Here is a 19,769-nt window from a genome sequence, read left to right as displayed (position 1 = left end):
ATGCGTCAGGCGCAGGAACGGGAATTCCACAGCTTCGACCAGGTACCGCTGTTCTACCGGTACTGGGCCGGCACCACCGCCACCCCGGCCACCCGGGCCATCGTGCTGCTGCACCGCGGGCACGAGCACTCCGGGCGTGTTACCCATCTGGTCGATGAGCTGGACCTGCCTGACACCGCCTTCTTCGCCTGGGATGCGCGCGGCAATGGCCGTTCGCCGGGCGCGCGTGGCGATGCACCGGGCTTTCCGGCGCTGGTGCGCGACCTGGACAGCTTCATCGCCCACATCGGCGCCGAGCATGGGATCGCGGTGGAAGACATCGTGGTGATCGCGCAGAGCGTGGGTGCCGTGGTCGCCGCCACCTGGGTGCACGACTACGCGCCACGCCTGCGCGCGCTGGTGATGGCCTCGCCGGCGTTCAAGGTGAAGCTGTACGTGCCGTTCGCACGCCCGGGCCTGGCCTTGATGCAGAAGCTGCGCGGCAACTTCTTCGTCAACAGTTACGTCAAGCCGCAATGGCTGACCCACGATCCGGCGCGGGTGGAAAGCTACCGCACCGATCCGCTGATCACCCGGCCAATCTCGGTCCGGGTGCTGCTGGGCCTGTACGAGGCGGCCGATCGCATCGTCGCCGATGCGCAGGCGATCAGCGTGCCGGTGCAGCTGCTGGTGTCCGGCTCGGACTTCGTCGTGCACCGTGGCCCGCAGGACCGCTTCTACGAGCGCCTGTCCAGCCCGATCAAGGAGCGCGTGCATCTGCCGGGCTTCTTCCACGACACGCTGGGCGAGCGTGATCGGGCACCGGCACTGGCGCGCATCCGCAGCTTCATCCAGGCGCGTTTCGCCGAGCCGTTGCGCGAGCTGTCGCGCCGCGATGCGCACCGCCATGGGCCGACATTTGAAGAGTCTGAAATCCTGGCCTGGCCGCCCGAGCGCAACAGCCTGGCCGATCTGCGCTGGCGCGTGGTGCGCGGTGGCCTGCGCTTTGGCGGCAGACTGTCCGAAGGCATTGCACTGGGCCTGCAGACCGGTTTCGATTCGGGCAGCACGCTGGACTACATCTATCGCGACGAAGCACGTGGCAAGGGCCCGTTGGGTCGCCTGGTCGACCGCAACTACCTGGATGCGATCGGCTGGCGCGGCATCCGCATTCGCGGTCGGCACCTGCAGGAACTGCTGCGCGATGCCGCCCAGCGCCTGCGCGGGCAGGGCATGCCGGTGCGCGTGCTGGACGTGGCCGCTGGCCATGGCCGTTATGTACTGGAAGCGCTGGGCCAGGGCGAGCAACGCGCCGAGCGCATCGTGCTGCGCGACTTCAGCGGTCTGAACGTGACCCAGGGCCAGGCGTTGATCAAGCGCCTCGGTGCGTCCGACATCGCCCGTTTCGAACAGGGCGATGCGTTCGATCCGGTGCAGCTGGCGCAGGTCGACCCGGCGCCGACGCTGGCGGTGGTATCGGGCCTTTACGAACTGTTCCCCGACAACGACGCCGTGCTGCGCTCGCTGCAGGGCATCGCCGCAACGGTGCCGGTGGGTGGCTACCTGGCCTACACCGGCCAGCCCTGGCACCCGCAGCTGGAGTTCATCGCCCGCGCGCTGACCAGTCATCGTGGTGGCGCTGCTTGGGTGATGCGCCGCCGCACCCAGCAGGAAATGGATGAACTGGTGCGCCTGGCCGGGTTCGAGAAAGTGGCGCAGCGCATCGATGACTTCGGCATCTTCACTGTGTCGCTGGCACGCCGGACCGCATGATGGCGACGCTGGCTGCAACTCCGCTTGCCACGGCGGGGCGCCCCTGGCGGCGCGCGCTGCTGTGGCTGGCCCTGCTGGGCCCGTTCTTCTTTGCCAGCTACGGCTTCGCCAACTGGATGGCCGGCCGCCACGCCGAACTGCCGGTGATGGCGTTCGGCTGGGAAACGCAGATTCCGTTCGTGCCATGGACGATCGTGCCGTACTGGTCGATCGACCTGTTCTACGCAATCTCGTTCTTCCTGTGCCGGCAGCGCCTCGAACTGGACCGGCACGCATTGCGGCTGTTCAGTGCACAGCTGATCGCGGTGACCTGTTTCCTGCTGTGGCCGCTGCGCTTCAGTTTCGAGCGGCCGGAGATCGGCGGCGTGTTCGGCTGGCTGTTCGATGTGCTGCTGGGTTTCGACAAGCCGTTCAACCAGGCGCCATCGCTGCACATCGTGCTGCTGATCGTGCTGTGGGTGAAGTTCGCGCAGTACCTGCACGGTGCCTGGCGCTGGGTACTGCATGTGTGGGCGCTGCTGATCGGTGTCTCGGTGCTGACCACGTTCCAGCATCATTTCATCGACATCCCGACCGGCCTGCTGGCCGGCTGGCTGTGCGTGTGGTTGTGGCCGGAGCAGGGCACGCCACCGCTGCGGGCCTGGCGCATCGCGCGGCATGCCAAGCGGTGGCGATTGGCTGCGCTGTACCTGCTGGGGGCCGCTGTGCTGCTGGTGCCGGTGGTCCTGCTGCGGGGTACGGCGTTGTGGTTGCTGTGGCCGGTGGTGTCGCTGCTGCTGGTGGCGCTGGCCTATGCCGGTCTGGGTACGGCGGTGTTCCAGAAGCACGCCGATGGTCGCTTGAGCATGGCGGCACGCTGGCTGCTGGCACCGTACCTGGGCGCCGCCTGGATCAACTCGCGGCTGTGGACACGGCGTTCGCCGCAGCCGGTGCCGGTGCTGGACGGCGTGTGGCTGGGCCGGATTCCCTGCACGGTATTGCCGGCACCTTTGGTGGGCGTGGTCGATGCCTGCGCCGAGCTGTCCTGCCGCGCGCCGGGCGCGGCGTATGCCAGCGTGCCGATGCTGGATCTGGTGGTGCCCACGCCGCACCAGTTGCGCGAGGCGGCCGAGGCCATCGAACGGCTGCGGGTACAGGGGCCGCTGCTGGTGTGCTGCGCATTGGGTTACTCACGCAGTGCCGCCAGCGTGGCGACGTGGCTGCTGCGCACGGGCCGTGCCGCGGAAGTCGAGGCGGCGGTCGCCATCGTGCGTGCGGCACGCCCCGGCATCGTGCTGGGCCCGGAGCATCTGCAAGCCATCACCGCAGCGGCTGGAGGACGCGCATGAGTGCCGTTCCCGATCTGGCGACCATGCAGCTGCTGCTGCGCCAGGGACGCTGGCCCGCGCTGCTGTCACTGGGGCTGCTGCTGGTGGCGCTGCTGCTGCTGGGCATCGAACCGGGGCTGGCGATGATCGCCGCCGGGCTGTTGCTGCTCAGTGTGGGCGCTGGGCTCATGCAGGCCTACCATGCATGGCGGGTCGGGCTGGACGCGAGCCTGCTGCAGCTGTTGCGCGATGAAGGCCTGGACGGCGAAGCCGCTGCACGCCGTACCGACCAGCTGCTGCAGGACAGTGGCCTGCGCCGCACACCGGCCGATGCGCCGCTGCGCGGCTGGGACGTGCGTTGGGCCGGCATGCGCCGGCTGCTGCTGCGCCAGTACCTGCTGACAGCAGTGCAGGCCGCACTACTGGTGCTGGCCGTAATGTGGCCGCAGACGTGAACGGGAGGGGCCGATGTTCGCCGAACTGATTGCACGCGCCTGCAGTGGCGCGATCCACGTGGTGACCGGCGCCCGTGCGCTGTGGATCGGCTGTGCGCCGTCCAGCGAGCGCCGCGTGTACTACGGCAACCACGCCAGCCATGGTGACTTCGTGCTGATCTGGTCGTCGATGCCGCCCGCGCTGCGGCGACAGGTACGCCCGGTGGCCGCCGCCGAATACTGGCAGCGCGACGGCCTGCGCCGCTACCTGATCGATGCGGTATTCAACGGTGTACTGGTAGAGCGTGAGGCCGGGCATCGCCAGCAGGACCCGTTGCAGGTGCTGCGCGATGCGGTCGACGAAGAGTGCTCGCTGATCCTGTTCCCGGAAGGCACGCGCAATGTGGGCGATGAGCCGCTGCTGCCGTTCAAGAGCGGCATCTACCACCTGGCGCGGCAACGGCCGGAGCTGGAGTTCGTGCCGGTGTGGATCGACAACCTGAAGCGGGTGATGCCGAAGGGCCGGTTCCTGCCGCTGCCGCTGCTGTGCACGGCTACCTTCGGCACGCCGCTGCGGCTGCAGGCCGACGAGGACAAGGCCGCATTCCTGGCCCGCAGCCGGCAGGCGCTGCTGGACCTGGCGCCGAATGGAGGGCGCGCATGAGCTATCTGATGGACGTGTCCGGCGACCTGGCCGCGCGCAGCGTGGGCCAGCAGACCGGCCTGCTGTTTGCCGGCGTCGGCGCGGTGCTGGTGCTGGCCACGCTGGTGGCCGAGACCCTGCGCTGGCGGCAGCGTGGGCAGCCCAGTGCGGTGATCGCCAACCTGGTGTCGCGCATCCGCGCCTGGTGGGTGATGGCGATCGTGGTCGGGCTGGCGCTGTTCTTCGGTCGCGCCGGGGTGATCGTACTGTTTGCGATCATCTCGCTGTTCGCGCTGCGCGAGTTCATCACTCTGGCACCGACCCGCTCGGGCGACTACTACGCGCTGCTGGCCGCGTTCTACATCGTGCTGCCGTGGCAGTACTACCTGGTGTGGATCGACTGGTACGGCATGTACACGCTGCTGATTCCGGTCTACGCGTTCCTGTTCCTGCCGATCCTGTCCACCATCGGTGGCGATACCACGCACTACCTGGAGCGGACGGCGAAGGTGCAGTGGGGGCTGATGATCTGCGTGTTCTGCATCTCGCATGTGCCGCTGCTGCTCAACCTGCATGTGCCTGGGCATGACCCGGCGCGCAACGTGCTGCTGTTTGCCTTCCTGGTGATCGTGGTGCAGTCCTCGGATGTGCTGCAGTACATCTGGGGCAAGCTGCTGGGCCGGCACCTGATCGCCCCGAAGCTGTCGCCGTCGAAGACGGTGGAGGGCTTCGTGGGCGGCGTGCTGAGTGCCAGCGCGCTGGGAGCGGCGCTGTGGTGGATCACCCCGTTCACGCCGCTGCAGGCGTTCGGCCTGTCGCTGCTGATCAACCTGATGGGGTTCTGGGGCGGCCTGGTGATGTCGGCGATCAAGCGCGACCGTGGCATCAAGGACTGGGGCCACATGATCGAGGGCCATGGCGGCATGCTCGACCGGCTGGATTCGGTGTGCTTCGCCGCGCCCGTGTTCTTCCATGTGGTGAGGTACTACTGGAAGGCGGGCGGAGGCGGCTGATTCTGCCGGGCTTCCATCCACGCATGGCGTGGATCCACCGGTCCTGCCATCGTTCATGGGGTTGCCGGCCAGCGGCCGGCACTGCCCACGCGCGCTTACGCGCTGATGCCGTATTCCTTCAGCTTCTTGCGCAGGGTGGCGCGGTGGATGCCCAGCATCGCCGCGGCGCGGCTCTGGTTGCCTTCGCAGTGGTTGAGCACTTCCACGAACAGCGGGATTTCCATCTCGCGCAGCACGATCTCGTAGACATCGTCCGCGTCGCAGCCATCAAGGTCACGCAGGTAGCGGCGCACGGACTGGGCGACGTGTTCACGCAGCGGTGGCCTGGGAGCGCCACGACTGTTGTCAGGACGAGAGAGGACAGCGTTCAAGGGGATTCCCGATTCGGTTGGCCCGTGCGCGCGGAGCGCGCGGCCGGACGAGGTGGTGGCGGCCAGTCTAGCGCGAGCGTGCCCGACCTGCCACGGCTGGTCGCCTCTATCCTGCTCAGAGGAAGTCGAAGGTGAATGCGACGGTGGATGCGGCGGGTTCCTGCACGCGGAACGCAATGCGTGCACTCTGGCCCGGTTCCAGCACGGCCGCGCCGGGGTTCTCGCCGAGGTACTGCGCCGGTGCGAACACGCCGCTGCCGATCACCCGGCCATCGGCATCGGACAGCGACAGGCGCAGATCCGGCCAGGCCTGTGCCCAGCGCGCATCGTTGCGGATGCTGGCCTGCACCTGCAGTACGCCGGCCTGGCCCGGCAGCGGGCGGATCTCGCGGCTGGTCATGGTGAACGCGGTGGGTTCATGCCAGGCCGGCAGGCTGCAGCGCAATACGCCGCACAGTGCGCCCAGCCAGGCGCGGTTGCCGGCGTCGGCGGCCAGTCGCGCACGATCGGCCAGCACGCTCTGCAGGACCAGCAGCAGTGCCAGTCCGGCGACCAGCCCCCAGTGCCAGCGTGGCGTCGGCAGTGCGCGTGGCCGCGAGGTGCCCAGGAAACTGGGTGCATCTCCGGCCACGGCCTGCGGAGCCGGAGCGGCAAGGACGGGTTCGATCACGGCCGCTTCGTCGGGGTTGACGATGTCATCGCTCGGTCGCGTTTCCGCCATCGGTGGCAGCGCCGCTTCGAGGGGGGCGCGGGCTTGGGCTGGCGGGATGTCCTGCATCGCCGGGTCGGGCGTGCGTGAATCGGTCGCAGGTGCAGCCTCGCCTTCCGACGTGGGGCGCAGGAAGGTGGCCAAAGGGCGGCGCGGCGGGTTCGGCTCGGACATGCTCAGGGTGCGGGCTCGGATCCAGCGGTCATTCAATCACGATCAGGCGCGGCGTATGCCGGTGATGCGCATCCAGTCGCCATCCTGGGTCGCCTGCAGGTCGTCGAACCACGCGGCGTAGCGCTGCAGCAGTTCGCCTTCCTGGCCATGCAGGATGCCGGACAGGGCGATGCGGCCGCCGGCAGCGACGCGCGCGGCCAGCAGCTCGGCCAACGCGTCCAGTGCCGAGGCAAGGATGTTGGCGATCACGATCGGGTAGGTGGCGACCGGTTCGTCCTGCGGCAGGTACACGTGCATGCGCGCCTGCTCGCCGTTGCGCTCGGCATTGTCGGCGGTGGCGACCAGCGCCTGTGGATCGTTGTCCACGCCGACCGCTTCGGCGGCACCCAGCTTCAGCGCGGCCAGGGCGAGGATGCCCGAGCCGCAGCCGAAGTCGAGCACGCGCTGGCCCTGCAACTGGCCGTCCACGGCCAGCTGGTCCAGCCAGCGCAGGCACAGGGCGGTGGTCGGGTGGGTGCCCGAGCCGAAGGCCAGGCCCGGGTCCAGCCGCACCACGGCGGCATCGGCGGCCTGCGCGGCGTCCGGCAGTTCATGGTTCCACGGCACGATCCAGGTACGGCTGCCGAAATCCATCGGCTGGAACTGGTCCAGCCAGGCGCGTTCCCAGTCTTCATCCTCGACGGCGCGGAAACTGCCGTTGCTCCAGTCCAGTTCCGGATCGAACGATTCCAGCGCGGCCAGCAGCAAAAGCGCATTGCTGTCGGCGGGGAACAGTGCGCTCAGCACCAGGGTGTCCCACAGCGGCGTTTCACCCACGCCGGGTTCGAGGATGGCCTGTTCGTTGCTGGTGTCGGCTTCGGCATCGAGCAGGGTCACGGCCAGTGCGCCGACGTCCTCCAGCGCATTTTCATAGCGGGGCTGGGTGGCTTCGGTGCAGCGCAGGGTCAGTTCCAGGAACGGCATGGCGGTGGGGGCAATCACGGGAAAGGGGGCCATGCTAGACCATCGGAGCGTCTCCGTATCGCGTGAGATGCCATCTTGAGATGAACGGGGGCAGTTCAGACAGGCCTGCCGGGCCTTGCTAAACTCGGCACTTTCCTGTGCGCCGTGAACGCTCACCGCCGCCGATGGCTTTCGCCCCGACCCTGAAAACCTGGTTGCTCGTGCTGCCGGCGGTGGCCGTGCTGGGCGTGGCCGGGTACCGGGCCAGCGGCCATGCGGCGGGCGTGGCATCACCGTCACCGGACCTGCCGACCGTCGTGGCCAGCCGCGACAGCGGAGCGGCGTTGCCGGTGGTGCCGGAAGCCCTGGCGCGCCGGCTGGCCACCGTCGAGCGCGGCAACACGCTGCCGTCGGGCCTGCCGCTGGACCTCCGCGCTGACATCGAAGATGCCAGCGATCTGTACGCCTACGCCCAGCGACTGCGCGTGCAGGCCGATACAGGTAACCATGAAGCGCGCTGGATGCTCAGCCGCGTGTATGACTATTGCGCGCAGTACGCACTCGATCCGGGTGGCTACCGCTTGGACAACAACGTGTTGAGCGGGTTGGGCCTGACCGCGGCGCCGGCGATGATCGAGGCCCGCGAGCGCGTGGCGCAGCGGTGTGGCGGCTTCGTTCCGGGCGACAAGCTGGGCGCTGCGCTGGTGCTGGCCGAACGCCGCAAGGCGGCCGCGCAGGGCAACCTCGCCGCAGAAGCATCGTTGTTCGCCGAGGGTGAGCCGTTGCATGACAGTGCCGAGTACCGCCGCGACCTGGTCGAGCGCGTGCGCACTTCGCGTGACCCGGAGGCCTATATGGCGATCGCGCCGGGCATGGGCGTGCGTGCCGCCGGTGACAGCGCACTCGACGGCCTGGTGGCGGGCGAACAGCTCAGTGAGCTTGCATGGCGGCTGGCGGCCTGCGAACTCGGTCTACCGTGTGGAGCGGACAGCGTGCTGGTCAACAGTTTTTGTGCGAACGGAGGGATCTGTTCGCAGGATGGAGCGCAGGATTTCCGGGATTTCGTGTATGACGCTGCGGTATCGCGGCAAGGTGCTGGGAAAATGAAGGAATGGATCAAGCGATTGATTGGAAAGAGGGACGGGCGATGAATTACCGTCGATTCCTGCATGGGGCCAAGTTCTGGTTTTGGGTGGTGCTGTTCGTGGCCTACTCTGCCGGTGCGGTCGGCCTGCTGATGATCGATACCTACGAGGATCGGTACCGGCATCTGTCGAAGGTGGAACTGACCACGGTGAAGGCGCAGGAAGACGTGCGCCGCGCCGGCGCCAGCCAGGTCGCTGCGGTCTATCGCGCGCAGACCGGAATGCCGTTCGCTTCACTGCCGGCTGGCAGCACCTTCCAGGTAGTGTGGCCGGATGGCTCGACCGAGACCATGGTGATCGTCGATCCGACCTCGCCCAATGGCGTGCGGCCGCTGGCCAATTCGCAGATTCCGGCCGACGTGGCCGACAAGCGCTGATGCGCCGGCTGTAGAGCCGAGCCCACGCTCGGCTGAGCTTTCCAGCAAGCCGAGCATGGGCTCGGCTCTACAGCAACAAAAAAAGGGCGGGGATATCCCCGCCCTTTCCATGTCCAGCATCGGGTGACGATCAGGTCAGCGCGATCGGCTTGTTCTTGCGCTCGGCAAGGCGCTTTTCCAGGTAGTGGATGTTCTGTCCACCGGCCTGGAAGCCCTTGTCGCGCATGATCCGCTGCTGCAGGGCGATGTTGGTCTTGATGCCATCGACCACCATCTCGCTCAGCGCCACCCGCATGCGGGCGATGGCGGTTTCGCGGTCCGGGCCGTGCACGATCAGCTTGCCGATCATCGAGTCGTAGTTGGACGGCACGCGATAGCCACTGTAGATGTGGGTATCCACGCGCACGCCGGGACCCCCCGGCGGATGGAAGCCGGTGATGGTGCCCGGGCTCGGCACGAAGGTCTCAGCGTCTTCGGCGTTGATACGGCATTCGATGGCATGGCCGGTCAGCACCACGTCGCTCTGCTTGATCGACAGCTTCTGGCCAGCGGCGATCTTCAGCTGCTCGGCCACCAGGTCGATGCCGGTGACCATTTCGGTGACCGGATGCTCCACCTGGATGCGGGTGTTCATTTCGATGAAGTAGAAGCGGCCGTCCTCGTACAGGAACTCGAAGGTGCCGGCGCCGCGATAACCGATGCGGATGCAGGCTTCCACGCACACCTTGCCGATCTGCTCGCGCTGTTCGGCGGTGATGCCCGGTGCCGGTGCTTCTTCCACCACCTTCTGGTGGCGGCGCTGCATCGAGCAGTCGCGTTCGCCGAGGTGGATGGCGTTGCCCTGGCCGTCGGCCAGCACCTGGATCTCCACGTGGCGCGGGTTCTCCAGGAACTTCTCCATGTAGACCTCGCCATTGCCGAACGCGGCCTTGGCCTCGCTCTTGGTGGTTTCGATCGAGGTCTTGAGCGAGGCTTCGGCGTGCACGACGCGCATGCCACGGCCACCGCCACCGCCGGCCGCCTTGATGATGACCGGATAACCGATCTCACGGGCGATCTTGGTGTTGGCGACGATGTCCTCGCCCAGCGGGCCGCCCGAGCCGGGCACGCACGGCACGCCGGCGGCCTTCATCGCGCGGATGGCTTCGACCTTGTCACCCATCATGCGGATGGTGTCAGCCTTGGGGCCGATGAAGATGAAGCCCGACTCTTCCACGCGCTCGGCGAAGTCGGCGTTCTCCGACAGGAAGCCGTAGCCCGGGTGGATGGCCTGGGCGTCGGTGACTTCAGCGGCGGCGATCAGTGCCGGGATGTTGAGGTAGCTCTGCGGCGACGGCGCCGGACCGATGCAGACCGACTCGTCGGCCATGGCCACGTGCTTGAGGTTGCGGTCGACCGTGGAATGCACGGCCACCGTGCGGATGCCGAGGGTGTGGCACGCGCGCAGGATGCGCAGCGCGATCTCCCCTCGGTTGGCGATGACGACTTTGTCGAGCATGGCGCGCCCCTCAGCCGATCACGAACAGCGGCTGGTCGAACTCCACTGGCTGGCCGTTCTCGCCGAGGATGGCGACGATGGTGCCGGACGTGTCGGCTTCGATCGGATTGAACATCTTCATCGCTTCGATGATGGCCAGGGTTTCGCCTTCCTTGACCTGCTGGCCCACGGTGACGAAGGCCGGCTTGTCCGGGGCGGACGAGGCATAGAACGTGCCGACCATCGGCGAGCGCAGCACATGGCCTTCCGGCAGCGCCGGGCCCGGCTTGGCGGTGCCGCCGGTGGACGCTTCGGTCGGCGACTGCATCGGCATCGCCTGCGCCGCCGGGGCGGCGTACACCGGAGCTGCGACCGGCGCGGCATAACCAGCGACCGGAGCGCGCGACAGGCGCACCGACTCTTCGCCTTCCTTGATTTCGATTTCAGCCAGGTTCGACTCTTCCAGCAGGTCGATCAGCTTCTTGATTTTGCGCAGATCCATGAGGGCCTCTTTGGTTTCTATCTAGGTGAGGAGAGCGCCGTGGGCGCCCGGGTCGACAATCAGGTGGCGGATACGCGCAGCAGCGCCGCGTCCATCGCGTAGCGGTAGCTGTCGGCACCGAAGCCGCACACCACGCCCACCGCCTTGTCACTGAAGTAGCTGTGCTGGCGGAACGGTTCGCGGGTATGCGGGTTGGACAGGTGGATCTCGATGAACGGCACCGCCACCGCTGCCAGCGCATCGCGCAGGGCCACCGAGGTGTGGGTGAAGGCGGCGGGGTTGATCAGGATGAAAGCGGTTCCGTCGTTGCGCGCAGCCTGCACGCGGTCGACCAGCACATGCTCGGCGTTGGACTGCAGGCTCTCCACGGCGTGCCCGGCAGCGGATGCCTGCGCGGCCAGGGCCTGGTCGATGTCGGCCAGCGTGGTGTGGCCGTACACCTCCGGCTCGCGGGTGCCGAGCAGGTTGAGGTTGGGGCCGTGCAGGACCAGCAGCTTCGCCATGGGATCCGGAAGACGGGAAAGGGCGGCAGTCTGGCGGAACCGGCGGATGCTGTCCAGTTCGGCGAAGTTTGCAGCGTTTCAATCGTCCGTTTGAAATTCGCCGCAGGGCTTGTCGCCGTACGGTGGGCGCTGGATCAAGGCGCGCTGAACGGCGTGCTTGCGGTGGATGCGAGCACGTAGGCCGACGATCACGCCCGGGCCGCTCATCGGCAGAGCCACACCTGTGTGGATGAGGAGGCGTAGGGCGCAGCCGCTGTGCCCTTACCTGGGAGTTGCCTTTCTGCTGATCGCTCAGGTCTCCAACGATACCGTCGGCACCACGTTCGGGAATACCTCCTCCAACGGCTCCTGTTCCCCCGGTTGCGGCGCCGGCCAGTTGTAGGCGTTCACCGGCTGCGCGCGGTTCACCCACAACGCGTAGTACAGGTGATCGGCGCGGCCATCGCCGGTGTTGGGGTGGATCAGGATGGTCAGGCCCAGGCTATTGAGCTGCAGCCACGGCACCAGCACCGGCAGCAGGTCGTTGGTGAAGCCGAAGTAGAAAGAGGGCGTGACGTGCGGGCCACGCGGCTCCAGGTTCCAGTTGCCCAGCTCCACCGGGAAGCGCTCGGCGGCCCAGCGCCGCAGCAGGGCTGCCTTCTCGAAGCTGTCCTCATCGAAATAGATATGGGCGTGGTAGCTCTTGATGTCGGTGTAGGCGCGCGGGGCGGTGGGCAACGTGGCCTCGCCGGGGCGCACGCTGGCCGGGCGCGGGGTCGGTTCGCTGGCCGTGGCCTGGCCCCAGGGGCTGCGGCCCTTGGGCGCTGGCGGAACGATGGCGCGGAAGCCAGGTCGCCCGGGTTCGGTGGTGTTCACGGCGCTGCCGACGCGCGCGGCGGCGGTGGCGGTGGACGCGCTGGCCAGGCCGCCGGCGGCCAGGCCGGCCGACGTGATCAGGCGCCGGCGGGCGGGCGAGAGCAGGTCGGCCCAGTGGGCGTCATCGTCGCCTGCGTCGATGAGGGGCTGCGGGTCCGGGTGCATGAGGGGCTCCGTGGCGGCATTGTGGGGGCAGGCGTCCACGCTCGGGCAGGGCTGCCGGCGGCGTCCAATAAGCAGCCGGCATCACTTCATGCACGGCTGCCTTCGTCGCCTTGAGCGCGACCGAACGGCGGGCTAGGGTGCAGGTCTGCCGCCCCGGAGCCCGCCATGGCCTCGCCTGATGCCGACACCCTGCGCAAGCGCGCCAGCTTCCGCCAGCTGCATGCAGCAGGATGCTTCGTGCTGCCTAACCCGTGGGACGTGGGCAGTGCGCGCTATCTGCAACGGCAGGGCTTCCAGGCCTTGGCCACGACCAGTGCCGGCTGCGCCTGGAGTGAGGGGCGGCCGGACGGCGCGGTATCGCTGCAGGCCACGCTGGAGCACCTGCGACTGATGGCGGCGGCGACCCCGTTGCCGTTGAATGCCGACTTCGGTGATGGTTTCGGCGCTACGCCACAGGCGGTGGAGGAGGCGGTGGCCGCGTCGCTCGATACCGGCATTGCGGCGTTGTCGATCGAGGACGCCAGCGGCCTGGCCGATGCACCACTGAGGCCCATTGAGCAGGCGGTCGAGCGACTGCGCGCGGCGCGTGCGGCCATCGACCGCGCGGGCGGCGACGTGCTGCTGGTCGGGCGAGCGGAGAACTTCTTCGTGGGCGTACCGGATCTGCAGGATACCCTGCGGCGCCTGCGTGCCTACGCCGAGGCCGGAGCCGATGTGCTGTACGCACCGGGCATCAGTACGCGCGAGCAGATCAGTGCGGTGGTCGCCGCCGCGGGCTCCAAGCCGGTGAACCTGCTGGTCGCTGGCCCCACAGCACTGAGCCTGCAGGACATCGCCGCACTTGGCGTTCGCCGGGTCAGCCTGGGCGGTGCGCTGGCGCGTGCCGCGTGGGGTGGACTGATGCAGGCGACCCAGCCGATCGTGCAGGACGGACGCTTCGATGGCCTGCAGCAGGCGGCGTCCGGGGCTGCCTTGAACGCGTTGTTCCAGTAGCCCCGCGCCCTGCATGGCGGGAAGGGCCGGCGACTACAACGCCTCGATCTCCCGCTTGGGCAGGATCACGCCGGGTTCCAGCGCTGGCAGCAGTTGGCGAAGCAGGCGCGGATTGTCCTGCAGCCCCGTGCCGTCCAGATACGTCCACCCGGAACCGCCAATGCGGCGCACGGCCACCATGAACGTGGTGCTGCGCATCGGGGTTTCACGCACCCGTACCAGGGATTGGCGTGGCACGAAGCAGACTTCTTCCTCCCCGGCCGCATAGGTCCGGGTCGGCACACCGACGTCTTCGCTGATGACCACCACGCCGCCGCTGTGCTGCTTCTTCAACGCATCGCGGGTGATCGCCTGGAAGGCCTCATCGCCGCCGGCCAGCCGCTTGAGGCTGGGATGCGTGCGCTCGATGAGGAAGTCCGCGTCGCCGCGGGCGTAGGCAGTCATCAGGGCGCGCACATCTTCGCGCAGGGCCTTCGCGTCACTGGGACTGAGTTCACCCGCGAAGGCGGATGGCAGCAACAGCGACAGCAGCAGCGTCAGTATCGTCAGGGGCAGGCGTCGATCCATGTCCGGATGTCCCACAGGGCATCGTTGCACTATACGTTGGACGCGAAAACAGCGTCCCACCGGTGGCGCTGGTTTCCCCGGAATCGCTACTTACCATTGGTAAGTATCGATTCCTGGAGATCCCCATGCACAGCCTCATTGTCATCGCCCACCCTGAGCCCGTTTCGCTGACCCACGCGATGGCGCGTCGCATCGGTGATGCCATTGCCGCGGCCGACACCGGCAACACCGTGGCCTATGCCGACCTGATGGCCGAAGGCTTCGATCCGCGCTTCAACCCGCAGGACCAGGCGTTGTTCCGCAGCACCGGCGCGGTACCGGCCGATGTTGCTGCCGAGCACGCGCGGCTGGATGCCACCGATACGCTGGTGCTGGTGTTCCCGTTGTACTGGTGGTCGTTCCCGGCGCTGCTGAAAGGCTGGATCGACCGTGTGTTCACCAACGACTGGGCCTACGCACAGGATGCGCAGGGCAGGCTGGTGAAGAAGCTGCAGCGCCTGAATGTGCATCTGGTCGGCTTGGGCGGCGCCGACGCAGCCATGGTCGAACGTCGTGGCTACGACGCGGCAATGAGGACGCAGATCGACATGGGCATCTTCGACTATTGCGGCGCACGCGTGCTGTCGTCCCACCTGCTGTTGGACGCCGATACCGGTGCCGCTGAAGCGCATCTGCAGACCGCGCTGGCGATCGGCCGTAAAATTGGTGTTCCGATGCGCTGATCGCCGTGCTCCGCCGATGCCCGCCAACGCCACCCCCACGCGCCGCCGAATGACCCGGGAGCAACGCACCCGCCAGTTGCTGGATGTGGCCTGGGCACTGGTCCGCGAAGAAGGAACCGGAGCGTTGACGCTGGGGCGGCTGGCCGAAGCGGCGGGCGTGACCAAGCCTGTGGCCTATGATCACTTCGTGACCCGCAATGGCTTGCTGGCGGCGCTCTACGATGACTATGACGGACGCCAGACCGTGGTCTTCCACGAGCGTATCGGTCGCGCCCGGGCGCAACTGGTCGATCGGGCGGCGGCCATCGCCTCCGGCTACATCGACTGCGTCCTCAGCCAGGGCAGTGAAGTGCAAGGCATCCTCGCCGCGCTGGTGGGGGCGCCGGAACTGCATGAGGTGCGGCGGCGCTACCAGCAGGATTTCATCGACAACTGCCAGGTCTGGCTGGGCCCGTTCGCCGCTGACGGCATGGTGTCGCTGGCCGGGCGCTGGGCCATTCTCGGTGCGGCTGAAGCCCTTTCAGAGGGTGTGGCTGCCGGCGCGCTGGACAAGGCCGGTGCCGTCGCCGAGCTGCAGCGGCTGATCGTGGCGACGGTCAAGCGGCGCTGAGCGGCACGAGCGGTCAGCCGCCGGCCAGGGCGGCGAATCCCGCGGCCATCTGGTCGCGCACCAGTGCGTCTCGCGCGTCGCGGCTTGCAGAGCCCAACACCACGGTGATCAGCCGTACCGGCTGGTCCCGCCCGGGTACTGGCCGGCACGCGGTGGCGGCCAGGCAGAAGCCTGCGGCCTGGGTGTAGCCGGTCTTCAAGCCGTCCACGCCGTCTTCGCCGAGCAGGGCGTTCTGGTTGCTGCGGTTGAAGCTGCCATGGGCGAACGCGCGCTGCGCGGTGATCGCCAGGATCTGCGGATGATCGTTCAACAGGCGGGCGGCCAGCACCGCCATGTCGCGCGCGCTGGAGACATGGTGCGGTGTGGTGATGCCGGACACGCTGGCAAACCAGGTGCTGCGCAGCCCGAGCTGGCGTGCGTGCCGGTTCATGCGTTCCAGGAATGTGGCCTGCGATCCGTCCAGGTGGCGCGCGATCGCCAATGCAGCGTCATTGCCGGACACCACCATCAACCCTTCCAGCAGGCGCGCCAGGGTGATTGTCTCGCCGGGCACCAGGCCCATGCGCGTTTCATCATCGGCCACGGCATGCACATCGTCGGCGGCGATGGTGACCGGGTCGTCCCACGAGCGTCCGTTCTCTTCGACGCACGCATAGGCGGCGTAGGCGGTCATCAGCTTGGTCAGCGATGCCGGTTGCCGCGCGGTTTCAGCGTTGTGCTGGTGAATCACCGCAGAGGTTGCCGCTTCCAGGGTGATGGACGAAATCGGTAGGGGGGCGGGCGCAGCAGACGGCATGGCGGGCGGAGATGGCAGCGACAGTCAGCAAGAATAGTTCGTGCCGGCTGCACGAAGCCGCACTGCCGGAGCGCTGCAGCGTGCACGGTAGCGCCCGGTTGCGCCCGGGCTGAGGTGGAGGCAGCCTGCGCACATGCAATCGGATATCCGCATCGACGGTCGTGTCTTTACCTACGTCTTCCCGTGTGCGTGGGAGGACTACGCGAAGATCGGCTTTTCACGTGATCCGCTCGGACGCATCAGCGCATTGCATCGGCGCTGGTTCGAGTTCTTCGACCTCGATGCCGGTGCGTTGGTGGAAGCGGAGGGCGAGCGTGATGCACGTGATCTGGAGCTGCAGCTGCGTTCGCCGTTCAAGGCGCACCGCGCACCGGCACCGATGACGATCCAGCACAAGGCTGGGGGTCGTACTGAATGGGTACGTGGTGCCAACCAGGCCTTGTCGCTCGCAATTGCTGCGTTGGGTGAACAAGGCTATCGCTGTTACCCGCTGAAGGCATGGCTGCAGGCGGCGATGCGCCTGCGCATGGACCGGCTGCACGACTGGGCCGTGGTGCAGCTTCCGGAAGAAGAAGGCCTGCGGATTCCCGGTGGCCCCGGTGAGGGCGTGCTGCGTGACACGCTCGACGGTTGCCGGGCACTGGATATCGATCCAATGCCCTGGCTGCCTGAATACGTCCAACGCTGGTATACAGGTTGAGCCGCGTTCAACGGGTCCCCGGCTGCTGAACCGGTGTGGCCGGTTGCGCCGCGCACGCAGGGGCGGCGGTGGACGGGCTGGCCAGCTGGCGTGCCAGCTCGGCGTTGGTCACATGGCCGTGCAGGAACAACAGGCTGCCGAAGATGTTCATGAGCGTGCCTCCACTTGAGTGCATTGCACGATACGGGCAGCATGGGCGGGCAAAAAGTGACATTTCCGCAAGCATGCCTTGAGAGGAATTCAAGCCTGATGTCCCGTCCGCCCCTTCATGCCCTGCAGGGTTTCGTGGCCGCCGCGCGGCTGGGCAACCTGTCACGGGCAGCGGCGTCGATGAATCTGACCGTCAGTGCGCTCAGCCATCAGATGCGCCAGCTGGAAGAGCGGCTCGGGCAGCCACTGCTGGTCCGCCAACCGCGTGGCGTCGCCCTCACCTTGGAGGGGCAGCGCCTGCTCGACCAGGTCGGCCCGCATCTGGATGCGATCAACGAAGCCTTCCAGCCCTATGCGGCCCGCGCCGAGCACGTGCTGACGATCAGTGCGGTGCCGTCGATGGCGTCGGCGTGGCTGGTGCCGCGCCTGGGTCATTTCGTGGCTGAGCACCCACAGATCGAGATCAACCTGCAGTCGAGTGAGCGCCTGATTGATTTCGAGCGGCAGCGCCAGTTCGACGCCGCGCTGCGGCTGGGCAGCGGGCAGTGGCCGGGCCTGGTGGTTGAGCCGCTGTTCGACGAGTGGCTGCTGCCGATGGCGAGCCCGGCGCTGATCGAACGCATGGGAGGGATCGACCGGGTGCCACTGAACCAGTGGCCACTGCTGGGGGACCCCGATGGCGCGTGGGGGGCCTGGTTCGCGTTGAGCGGGCAGACCCCGCCGTCGCGCTTCGTAGCGGTGCTGGATGATTCGGAGGCACACCACCGTGCGGCGCTGGACGGGGTGGGCGTGGCGCTGGGGCGGGTGACGCGGGCGCGCTTGTTGCTGGATTCCGGCCAACTGGTTGCGCTGTCCAACCTGCGCCTGAAAACCGCCTGGCCGCATTGGCTGGTCTACCCGCAGCGTTCGGCCCGCCACCGCGGCTTTCTTGCCTTCCGCGACTGGCTGCACGCGCAGGCTGCCGAACACGTGCGGCACATGGCGGACGCTACACTCATCGCACCAGCGTGACCGCCTGCCCGGCGCGCGCGAACGCCTCCTCCAGCAGCGAGCCGGCCTTGATCGCCTCCACTTCCTCGAACAGCGCCTGCAGCGCGTCGGCGGGGCGGGATGCCGGCGCCGCCACCGCCTGCTGGATCGCGGTGAAACGGTCGGCCAGCACGCGGTGGCCGGGATGCGCCCGCGCCCATGCTTGCAGCGGCTGGCGCACGCCGGCGGCGGCATCCAGGCGCTGCAGATCGAACAGGGTGATCGCAGCCGCCGACGTCTCGGCCCGTTCGATCGTGGCGTGGCGCAGTTCGCGGCTGAGAAACAGGTCGTAGGCTGCACCGCGGCCCACCGCGATGCGCAGCCCCTCGCGGTCGAGGTCGGTCACCTGCTGCGCGGGACTGTCCTCGCGCACCAGATAGGTGCCTTCGATCTCCACGTACGGAGCACTGAAGGCGATGCGGTCGGCGCGTGCCGGATCGATGGCCAGGAAGGCCAGATCCCAGCCGTCTTCGCCTGCCGCAGCGACCACCGAGGCTGCGGCATCGTGACAGGTGAAGCGTGCCTGCACACCCAGGCGCTGCGCCAATATCGCGGCCAGCTCCACCGACGGTCCGCGCGGCGAGTGCGCATCGCCCTGCGCCAGCACCGGGTTGCCCAGGTTGATCGCCACGCGCAGGAAGCCCTGCGGTGCCAGCGCACTTTGGTGATCGGCCAGGGACATGCAGGACTCCGCGAGGAAAGGGGCACCCAGCATGCCAGCACTGCCCTGCAAGGGGTGTCATGCTGCACGACTGCAGGATGGCGTACCTTCCGTTTGCCGACGAGGCCGCAGGTGTGGGCATGGACTTGGAGGTGAGCCTGGAACGTGGCCGGGATCTGCGACAGTGAAGGCAACCGGATTGCGTTGCAGGCGCGCGCGGTTCCGTAGAGCCGAGCCCATGCTCGGCTGCTGTTGACCCAGCCGCCCAAGCTCAGCCGGGCATGGGCTCGGCTCTACAAGGTCGCGGCACGTGAGCGCTGCAGCCAGTCGTTGATCGCCGGATCGAGCCGCGGGTCTTCGGGCAACTGCATGCCAAAGCGTTGCTGCAGCACGTCGCGCACGTCGGCAACATCGTGCAGCGGACGCTTGTCCGGTGCCTGGCCGGGGCGGTACTCGGTGTAGTTGCCACTGCCGATGGTGCGTCGCCAATCTGGCCCGGTCAGCGACGCGCGCAGCTGGCCAGGGAAGCTGGAGTCGGGATGGGTGCACACGTACCAGTTGCCCACCACGTTGTCGATCGGTGCGGGCACGTGCAGGTCGAAACGGTACATCGCCCGCCAGCCGTCACCGGATTCGGCGTACAGCACGAAATCCCCCTCGCCAGGCAGCCGCTGCAGCAGATAGCGTTCGTGCGGCGTGGCCTGCGGCTGCGGATCATGCAGCCGCAGCGGCACGGTCGGGGTCAGGCTGCCGAAACCGGCGTCCACCAGCCAGTCTTCGCCGTCCACCTGCACGCGCAGCAGCAGGTGGGTCCGTGCGGTCAGTTCGCCGTCATGGGCAGCCAGCAGCACGCGCGCGCTCAATGGCTGCGCATCGAAGCCCAGCGCCAGCAGCAGCGCCAGCAGGCCGCCATTGAGTTCGAAGCAGTACCCGCCACGGCGCTCGTCCAGCAGCTTGCGCTGCACGCTGTCCAGGTCGATCGGTACCGCATCGCGCAGCAGGCAGCTGAGGGTCTCGAACGGCAGCACTGCGTTGTGGCGCTGCTGCAGCAGGGTCAGGCCGGCCAGCGTCAGCGGTGGCGGCGCATCCAGCTGCAGGCGCTGCAGGTAGCGGGGGACATCGAGCGTCGTCATGGCGGCACCGGGCGGGAGGGGAGGTCCACTGTGCTCCCC

24 protein-coding genes are annotated in these 19,769 nt (G+C 67.9%); 12 read left to right on the top strand and 12 right to left on the bottom strand.

What is annotated here, in order from left to right; translation table 11 throughout:
* The 5 genes from ACZ75I_RS17685 to ACZ75I_RS17665 are packed head-to-tail and all read left to right on the top strand — an operon-like array spanning position 1 to position 5,149.
* Positions 1-1,752: a bifunctional alpha/beta hydrolase/class I SAM-dependent methyltransferase gene (locus ACZ75I_RS17685; protein WP_472958422.1), complete on the top strand. Its 1,752-nt coding sequence runs from the start codon at positions 1-3 to the stop codon at positions 1,750-1,752.
* Entirely contained in the window at positions 1,752-3,080 is a 1,329-nt protein-coding gene (locus tag ACZ75I_RS17680) for a phosphatase PAP2/dual specificity phosphatase family protein (protein ID WP_180868817.1), read from the top strand. Before ACZ75I_RS17685 ends, ACZ75I_RS17680 begins: the two co-directional genes overlap by 1 nt.
* Positions 3,077-3,514, top strand: a complete 438-nt coding sequence (locus ACZ75I_RS17675; protein ID WP_472958420.1) for a hypothetical protein — start codon at positions 3,077-3,079, stop codon at positions 3,512-3,514. The genes ACZ75I_RS17680 and ACZ75I_RS17675 overlap by 4 nt, the downstream gene beginning before the upstream one ends.
* A gap of 13 nt (positions 3,515-3,527) precedes the next feature.
* On the top strand, positions 3,528-4,157 hold the full coding sequence (locus ACZ75I_RS17670; RefSeq protein ID WP_005419712.1) for a lysophospholipid acyltransferase family protein: 630 nt from the start codon (positions 3,528-3,530) through the stop codon (positions 4,155-4,157).
* The gene (locus ACZ75I_RS17665; protein WP_061478167.1) at positions 4,154-5,149 is read left to right on the top strand and encodes a phosphatidate cytidylyltransferase; all 996 of its coding nucleotides are present in this window, start codon (positions 4,154-4,156) and stop codon (positions 5,147-5,149) included. Before ACZ75I_RS17670 ends, ACZ75I_RS17665 begins: the two co-directional genes overlap by 4 nt.
* 95 nt (positions 5,150-5,244) lie before the next feature.
* Here ACZ75I_RS17665 and fis read toward each other — a convergent pair whose 3' ends face one another.
* The 3 genes from fis to prmA form a co-directional block, all read right to left on the bottom strand.
* Entirely contained in the window at positions 5,245-5,520 is a 276-nt protein-coding gene (fis, locus tag ACZ75I_RS17660) for a DNA-binding transcriptional regulator Fis (protein WP_005419706.1), read from the bottom strand.
* Between the two features lie 115 nt (positions 5,521-5,635).
* A complete protein-coding gene (locus ACZ75I_RS17655) occupies positions 5,636-6,403 on the bottom strand; it encodes a DUF3426 domain-containing protein (protein ID WP_472958417.1) in 768 nt (255 codons plus the stop codon).
* A 42-nt stretch (positions 6,404-6,445) separates the two neighbouring features.
* The gene (prmA, locus tag ACZ75I_RS17650; protein ID WP_346476397.1) at positions 6,446-7,366 is read right to left on the bottom strand and encodes a 50S ribosomal protein L11 methyltransferase; all 921 of its coding nucleotides are present in this window, start codon (positions 7,364-7,366) and stop codon (positions 6,446-6,448) included.
* Positions 7,367-7,530: 164 nt separating this feature from the next.
* Between prmA and ACZ75I_RS17645 the strand changes: the two genes are divergently transcribed.
* Entirely contained in the window at positions 7,531-8,496 is a 966-nt protein-coding gene (locus ACZ75I_RS17645) for a hypothetical protein (RefSeq protein ID WP_065178827.1), read from the top strand.
* The gene (locus ACZ75I_RS17640) at positions 8,493-8,867 is read left to right on the top strand and encodes a hypothetical protein (RefSeq protein ID WP_061478164.1); all 375 of its coding nucleotides are present in this window, start codon (positions 8,493-8,495) and stop codon (positions 8,865-8,867) included. The genes ACZ75I_RS17645 and ACZ75I_RS17640 overlap by 4 nt, the downstream gene beginning before the upstream one ends.
* A 130-nt stretch (positions 8,868-8,997) precedes the next feature.
* Here ACZ75I_RS17640 and accC read toward each other — a convergent pair whose 3' ends face one another.
* The 4 genes from accC to ACZ75I_RS17620 form a co-directional block, all read right to left on the bottom strand.
* Positions 8,998-10,365: an acetyl-CoA carboxylase biotin carboxylase subunit gene (accC, locus tag ACZ75I_RS17635; protein ID WP_014648613.1), complete on the bottom strand. Its 1,368-nt coding sequence runs from the start codon at positions 10,363-10,365 to the stop codon at positions 8,998-9,000.
* A 10-nt stretch (positions 10,366-10,375) separates the two neighbouring features.
* On the bottom strand, positions 10,376-10,846 hold the full coding sequence (gene accB, locus ACZ75I_RS17630; protein ID WP_180868832.1) for an acetyl-CoA carboxylase biotin carboxyl carrier protein: 471 nt from the start codon (positions 10,844-10,846) through the stop codon (positions 10,376-10,378).
* Positions 10,847-10,905: 59 nt separating this feature from the next.
* On the bottom strand, positions 10,906-11,349 hold the full coding sequence (gene aroQ, locus ACZ75I_RS17625; protein WP_065186305.1) for a type II 3-dehydroquinate dehydratase: 444 nt from the start codon (positions 11,347-11,349) through the stop codon (positions 10,906-10,908).
* Between the two features lie 291 nt (positions 11,350-11,640).
* Positions 11,641-12,369, bottom strand: coding sequence for a DOPA 4,5-dioxygenase family protein (locus ACZ75I_RS17620; protein WP_180868834.1), 729 nt, complete (start codon positions 12,367-12,369; stop codon positions 11,641-11,643).
* Between the two features lie 165 nt (positions 12,370-12,534).
* On the opposite strand from ACZ75I_RS17620, the gene ACZ75I_RS17615 reads away from it, so the two are divergent.
* Entirely contained in the window at positions 12,535-13,362 is an 828-nt protein-coding gene (locus ACZ75I_RS17615; RefSeq protein WP_180868836.1) for an isocitrate lyase/PEP mutase family protein, read from the top strand.
* Between the two features lie 33 nt (positions 13,363-13,395).
* Here the strand turns inward: ACZ75I_RS17615 and ACZ75I_RS17610 are convergent, their stop codons facing one another.
* A complete protein-coding gene (locus tag ACZ75I_RS17610; protein WP_005419691.1) occupies positions 13,396-13,929 on the bottom strand; it encodes a hypothetical protein in 534 nt (177 codons plus the stop codon).
* Positions 13,930-14,054: 125 nt separating this feature from the next.
* On the opposite strand from ACZ75I_RS17610, the gene ACZ75I_RS17605 reads away from it, so the two are divergent.
* Both ACZ75I_RS17605 and ACZ75I_RS17600 read left to right on the top strand, forming a co-directional pair.
* Entirely contained in the window at positions 14,055-14,651 is a 597-nt protein-coding gene (locus ACZ75I_RS17605) for an NAD(P)H-dependent oxidoreductase (RefSeq protein WP_065178824.1), read from the top strand.
* 16 nt (positions 14,652-14,667) lie between these two features.
* Positions 14,668-15,261, top strand: coding sequence for a TetR/AcrR family transcriptional regulator (locus ACZ75I_RS17600; protein ID WP_472958412.1), 594 nt, complete (start codon positions 14,668-14,670; stop codon positions 15,259-15,261).
* Positions 15,262-15,274: 13 nt separating this feature from the next.
* Here the strand turns inward: ACZ75I_RS17600 and ACZ75I_RS17595 are convergent, their stop codons facing one another.
* Positions 15,275-16,057 carry a D-alanyl-D-alanine carboxypeptidase family protein gene (locus tag ACZ75I_RS17595; protein WP_472958410.1) on the bottom strand — a complete coding sequence of 261 codons (783 nt, stop codon included), beginning with the start codon at positions 16,055-16,057 and terminating at the stop codon, positions 15,275-15,277.
* Positions 16,058-16,190: 133 nt separating this feature from the next.
* On the opposite strand from ACZ75I_RS17595, the gene ACZ75I_RS17590 reads away from it, so the two are divergent.
* Positions 16,191-16,757: a GIY-YIG nuclease family protein gene (locus ACZ75I_RS17590; RefSeq protein ID WP_111178150.1), complete on the top strand. Its 567-nt coding sequence runs from the start codon at positions 16,191-16,193 to the stop codon at positions 16,755-16,757.
* A gap of 7 nt (positions 16,758-16,764) precedes the next feature.
* Here the strand turns inward: ACZ75I_RS17590 and ACZ75I_RS17585 are convergent, their stop codons facing one another.
* Positions 16,765-16,908, bottom strand: a complete 144-nt coding sequence (locus ACZ75I_RS17585; RefSeq protein WP_180868844.1) for a hypothetical protein — start codon at positions 16,906-16,908, stop codon at positions 16,765-16,767.
* 98 nt (positions 16,909-17,006) lie between these two features.
* On the opposite strand from ACZ75I_RS17585, the gene ACZ75I_RS17580 reads away from it, so the two are divergent.
* Positions 17,007-17,918 (top strand): LysR substrate-binding domain-containing protein, encoded by a 912-nt coding sequence (locus tag ACZ75I_RS17580; protein WP_032954576.1) that lies wholly within the window; start codon positions 17,007-17,009, stop codon positions 17,916-17,918.
* On the opposite strand, the gene ACZ75I_RS17575 is transcribed toward ACZ75I_RS17580, so the two are convergent.
* Together ACZ75I_RS17575 and ACZ75I_RS17570 are read right to left on the bottom strand one after the other, a co-directional pair.
* Positions 17,902-18,618 (bottom strand): ABC transporter substrate-binding protein, encoded by a 717-nt coding sequence (locus ACZ75I_RS17575; protein WP_061478210.1) that lies wholly within the window; start codon positions 18,616-18,618, stop codon positions 17,902-17,904. The genes ACZ75I_RS17580 and ACZ75I_RS17575 overlap by 17 nt on opposite strands.
* A gap of 272 nt (positions 18,619-18,890) precedes the next feature.
* A complete protein-coding gene (locus ACZ75I_RS17570; protein ID WP_346476358.1) occupies positions 18,891-19,730 on the bottom strand; it encodes an arylamine N-acetyltransferase family protein in 840 nt (279 codons plus the stop codon).
* Between the last annotated feature and the right edge of the window lie 39 nt (positions 19,731-19,769).

This window comes from Stenotrophomonas sp. X (genome assembly GCF_055721025.1).
The sequence above is the reverse complement of the archived record's forward strand: the minus strand, read 5'-3'. Positions and strand labels throughout refer to the sequence as shown.

What these genes read in the sequence shown, in the direction of transcription:
- ACZ75I_RS17685 (WP_472958422.1), top strand. Translation starts at nt 1, where the DNA reads ATGCGTCAGGCGCAGGAACGGGAATTCCACAGCTTCGACCAGGTACCG.
- ACZ75I_RS17680 (WP_180868817.1), top strand. Translation starts at nt 1,752, where the DNA reads ATGGCGACGCTGGCTGCAACTCCGCTTGCCACGGCGGGGCGCCCCTGG.
- ACZ75I_RS17675 (WP_472958420.1), top strand. Translation starts at nt 3,077, where the DNA reads ATGAGTGCCGTTCCCGATCTGGCGACCATGCAGCTGCTGCTGCGCCAG.
- ACZ75I_RS17670 (WP_005419712.1), top strand. Translation starts at nt 3,528, where the DNA reads ATGTTCGCCGAACTGATTGCACGCGCCTGCAGTGGCGCGATCCACGTG.
- ACZ75I_RS17665 (WP_061478167.1), top strand. Translation starts at nt 4,154, where the DNA reads ATGAGCTATCTGATGGACGTGTCCGGCGACCTGGCCGCGCGCAGCGTG.
- ACZ75I_RS17655 (WP_472958417.1), bottom strand. Translation starts at nt 6,403, where the DNA reads ATGTCCGAGCCGAACCCGCCGCGCCGCCCTTTGGCCACCTTCCTGCGC.
- prmA (WP_346476397.1), bottom strand. Translation starts at nt 7,366, where the DNA reads ATGCCGTTCCTGGAACTGACCCTGCGCTGCACCGAAGCCACCCAGCCC.
- ACZ75I_RS17645 (WP_065178827.1), top strand. Translation starts at nt 7,531, where the DNA reads ATGGCTTTCGCCCCGACCCTGAAAACCTGGTTGCTCGTGCTGCCGGCG.
- ACZ75I_RS17640 (WP_061478164.1), top strand. Translation starts at nt 8,493, where the DNA reads ATGAATTACCGTCGATTCCTGCATGGGGCCAAGTTCTGGTTTTGGGTG.
- accC (WP_014648613.1), bottom strand. Translation starts at nt 10,365, where the DNA reads ATGCTCGACAAAGTCGTCATCGCCAACCGAGGGGAGATCGCGCTGCGC.
- accB (WP_180868832.1), bottom strand. Translation starts at nt 10,846, where the DNA reads ATGGATCTGCGCAAAATCAAGAAGCTGATCGACCTGCTGGAAGAGTCG.
- aroQ (WP_065186305.1), bottom strand. Translation starts at nt 11,349, where the DNA reads ATGGCGAAGCTGCTGGTCCTGCACGGCCCCAACCTCAACCTGCTCGGC.
- ACZ75I_RS17620 (WP_180868834.1), bottom strand. Translation starts at nt 12,369, where the DNA reads ATGCACCCGGACCCGCAGCCCCTCATCGACGCAGGCGACGATGACGCC.
- ACZ75I_RS17615 (WP_180868836.1), top strand. Translation starts at nt 12,535, where the DNA reads ATGGCCTCGCCTGATGCCGACACCCTGCGCAAGCGCGCCAGCTTCCGC.
- ACZ75I_RS17610 (WP_005419691.1), bottom strand. Translation starts at nt 13,929, where the DNA reads ATGGATCGACGCCTGCCCCTGACGATACTGACGCTGCTGCTGTCGCTG.
- ACZ75I_RS17605 (WP_065178824.1), top strand. Translation starts at nt 14,055, where the DNA reads ATGCACAGCCTCATTGTCATCGCCCACCCTGAGCCCGTTTCGCTGACC.
- ACZ75I_RS17600 (WP_472958412.1), top strand. Translation starts at nt 14,668, where the DNA reads ATGCCCGCCAACGCCACCCCCACGCGCCGCCGAATGACCCGGGAGCAA.
- ACZ75I_RS17595 (WP_472958410.1), bottom strand. Translation starts at nt 16,057, where the DNA reads ATGCCGTCTGCTGCGCCCGCCCCCCTACCGATTTCGTCCATCACCCTG.
- ACZ75I_RS17590 (WP_111178150.1), top strand. Translation starts at nt 16,191, where the DNA reads ATGCAATCGGATATCCGCATCGACGGTCGTGTCTTTACCTACGTCTTC.
- ACZ75I_RS17585 (WP_180868844.1), bottom strand. Translation starts at nt 16,908, where the DNA reads ATGAACATCTTCGGCAGCCTGTTGTTCCTGCACGGCCATGTGACCAAC.
- ACZ75I_RS17580 (WP_032954576.1), top strand. Translation starts at nt 17,007, where the DNA reads ATGTCCCGTCCGCCCCTTCATGCCCTGCAGGGTTTCGTGGCCGCCGCG.
- ACZ75I_RS17575 (WP_061478210.1), bottom strand. Translation starts at nt 18,618, where the DNA reads ATGTCCCTGGCCGATCACCAAAGTGCGCTGGCACCGCAGGGCTTCCTG.
- ACZ75I_RS17570 (WP_346476358.1), bottom strand. Translation starts at nt 19,730, where the DNA reads ATGACGACGCTCGATGTCCCCCGCTACCTGCAGCGCCTGCAGCTGGAT.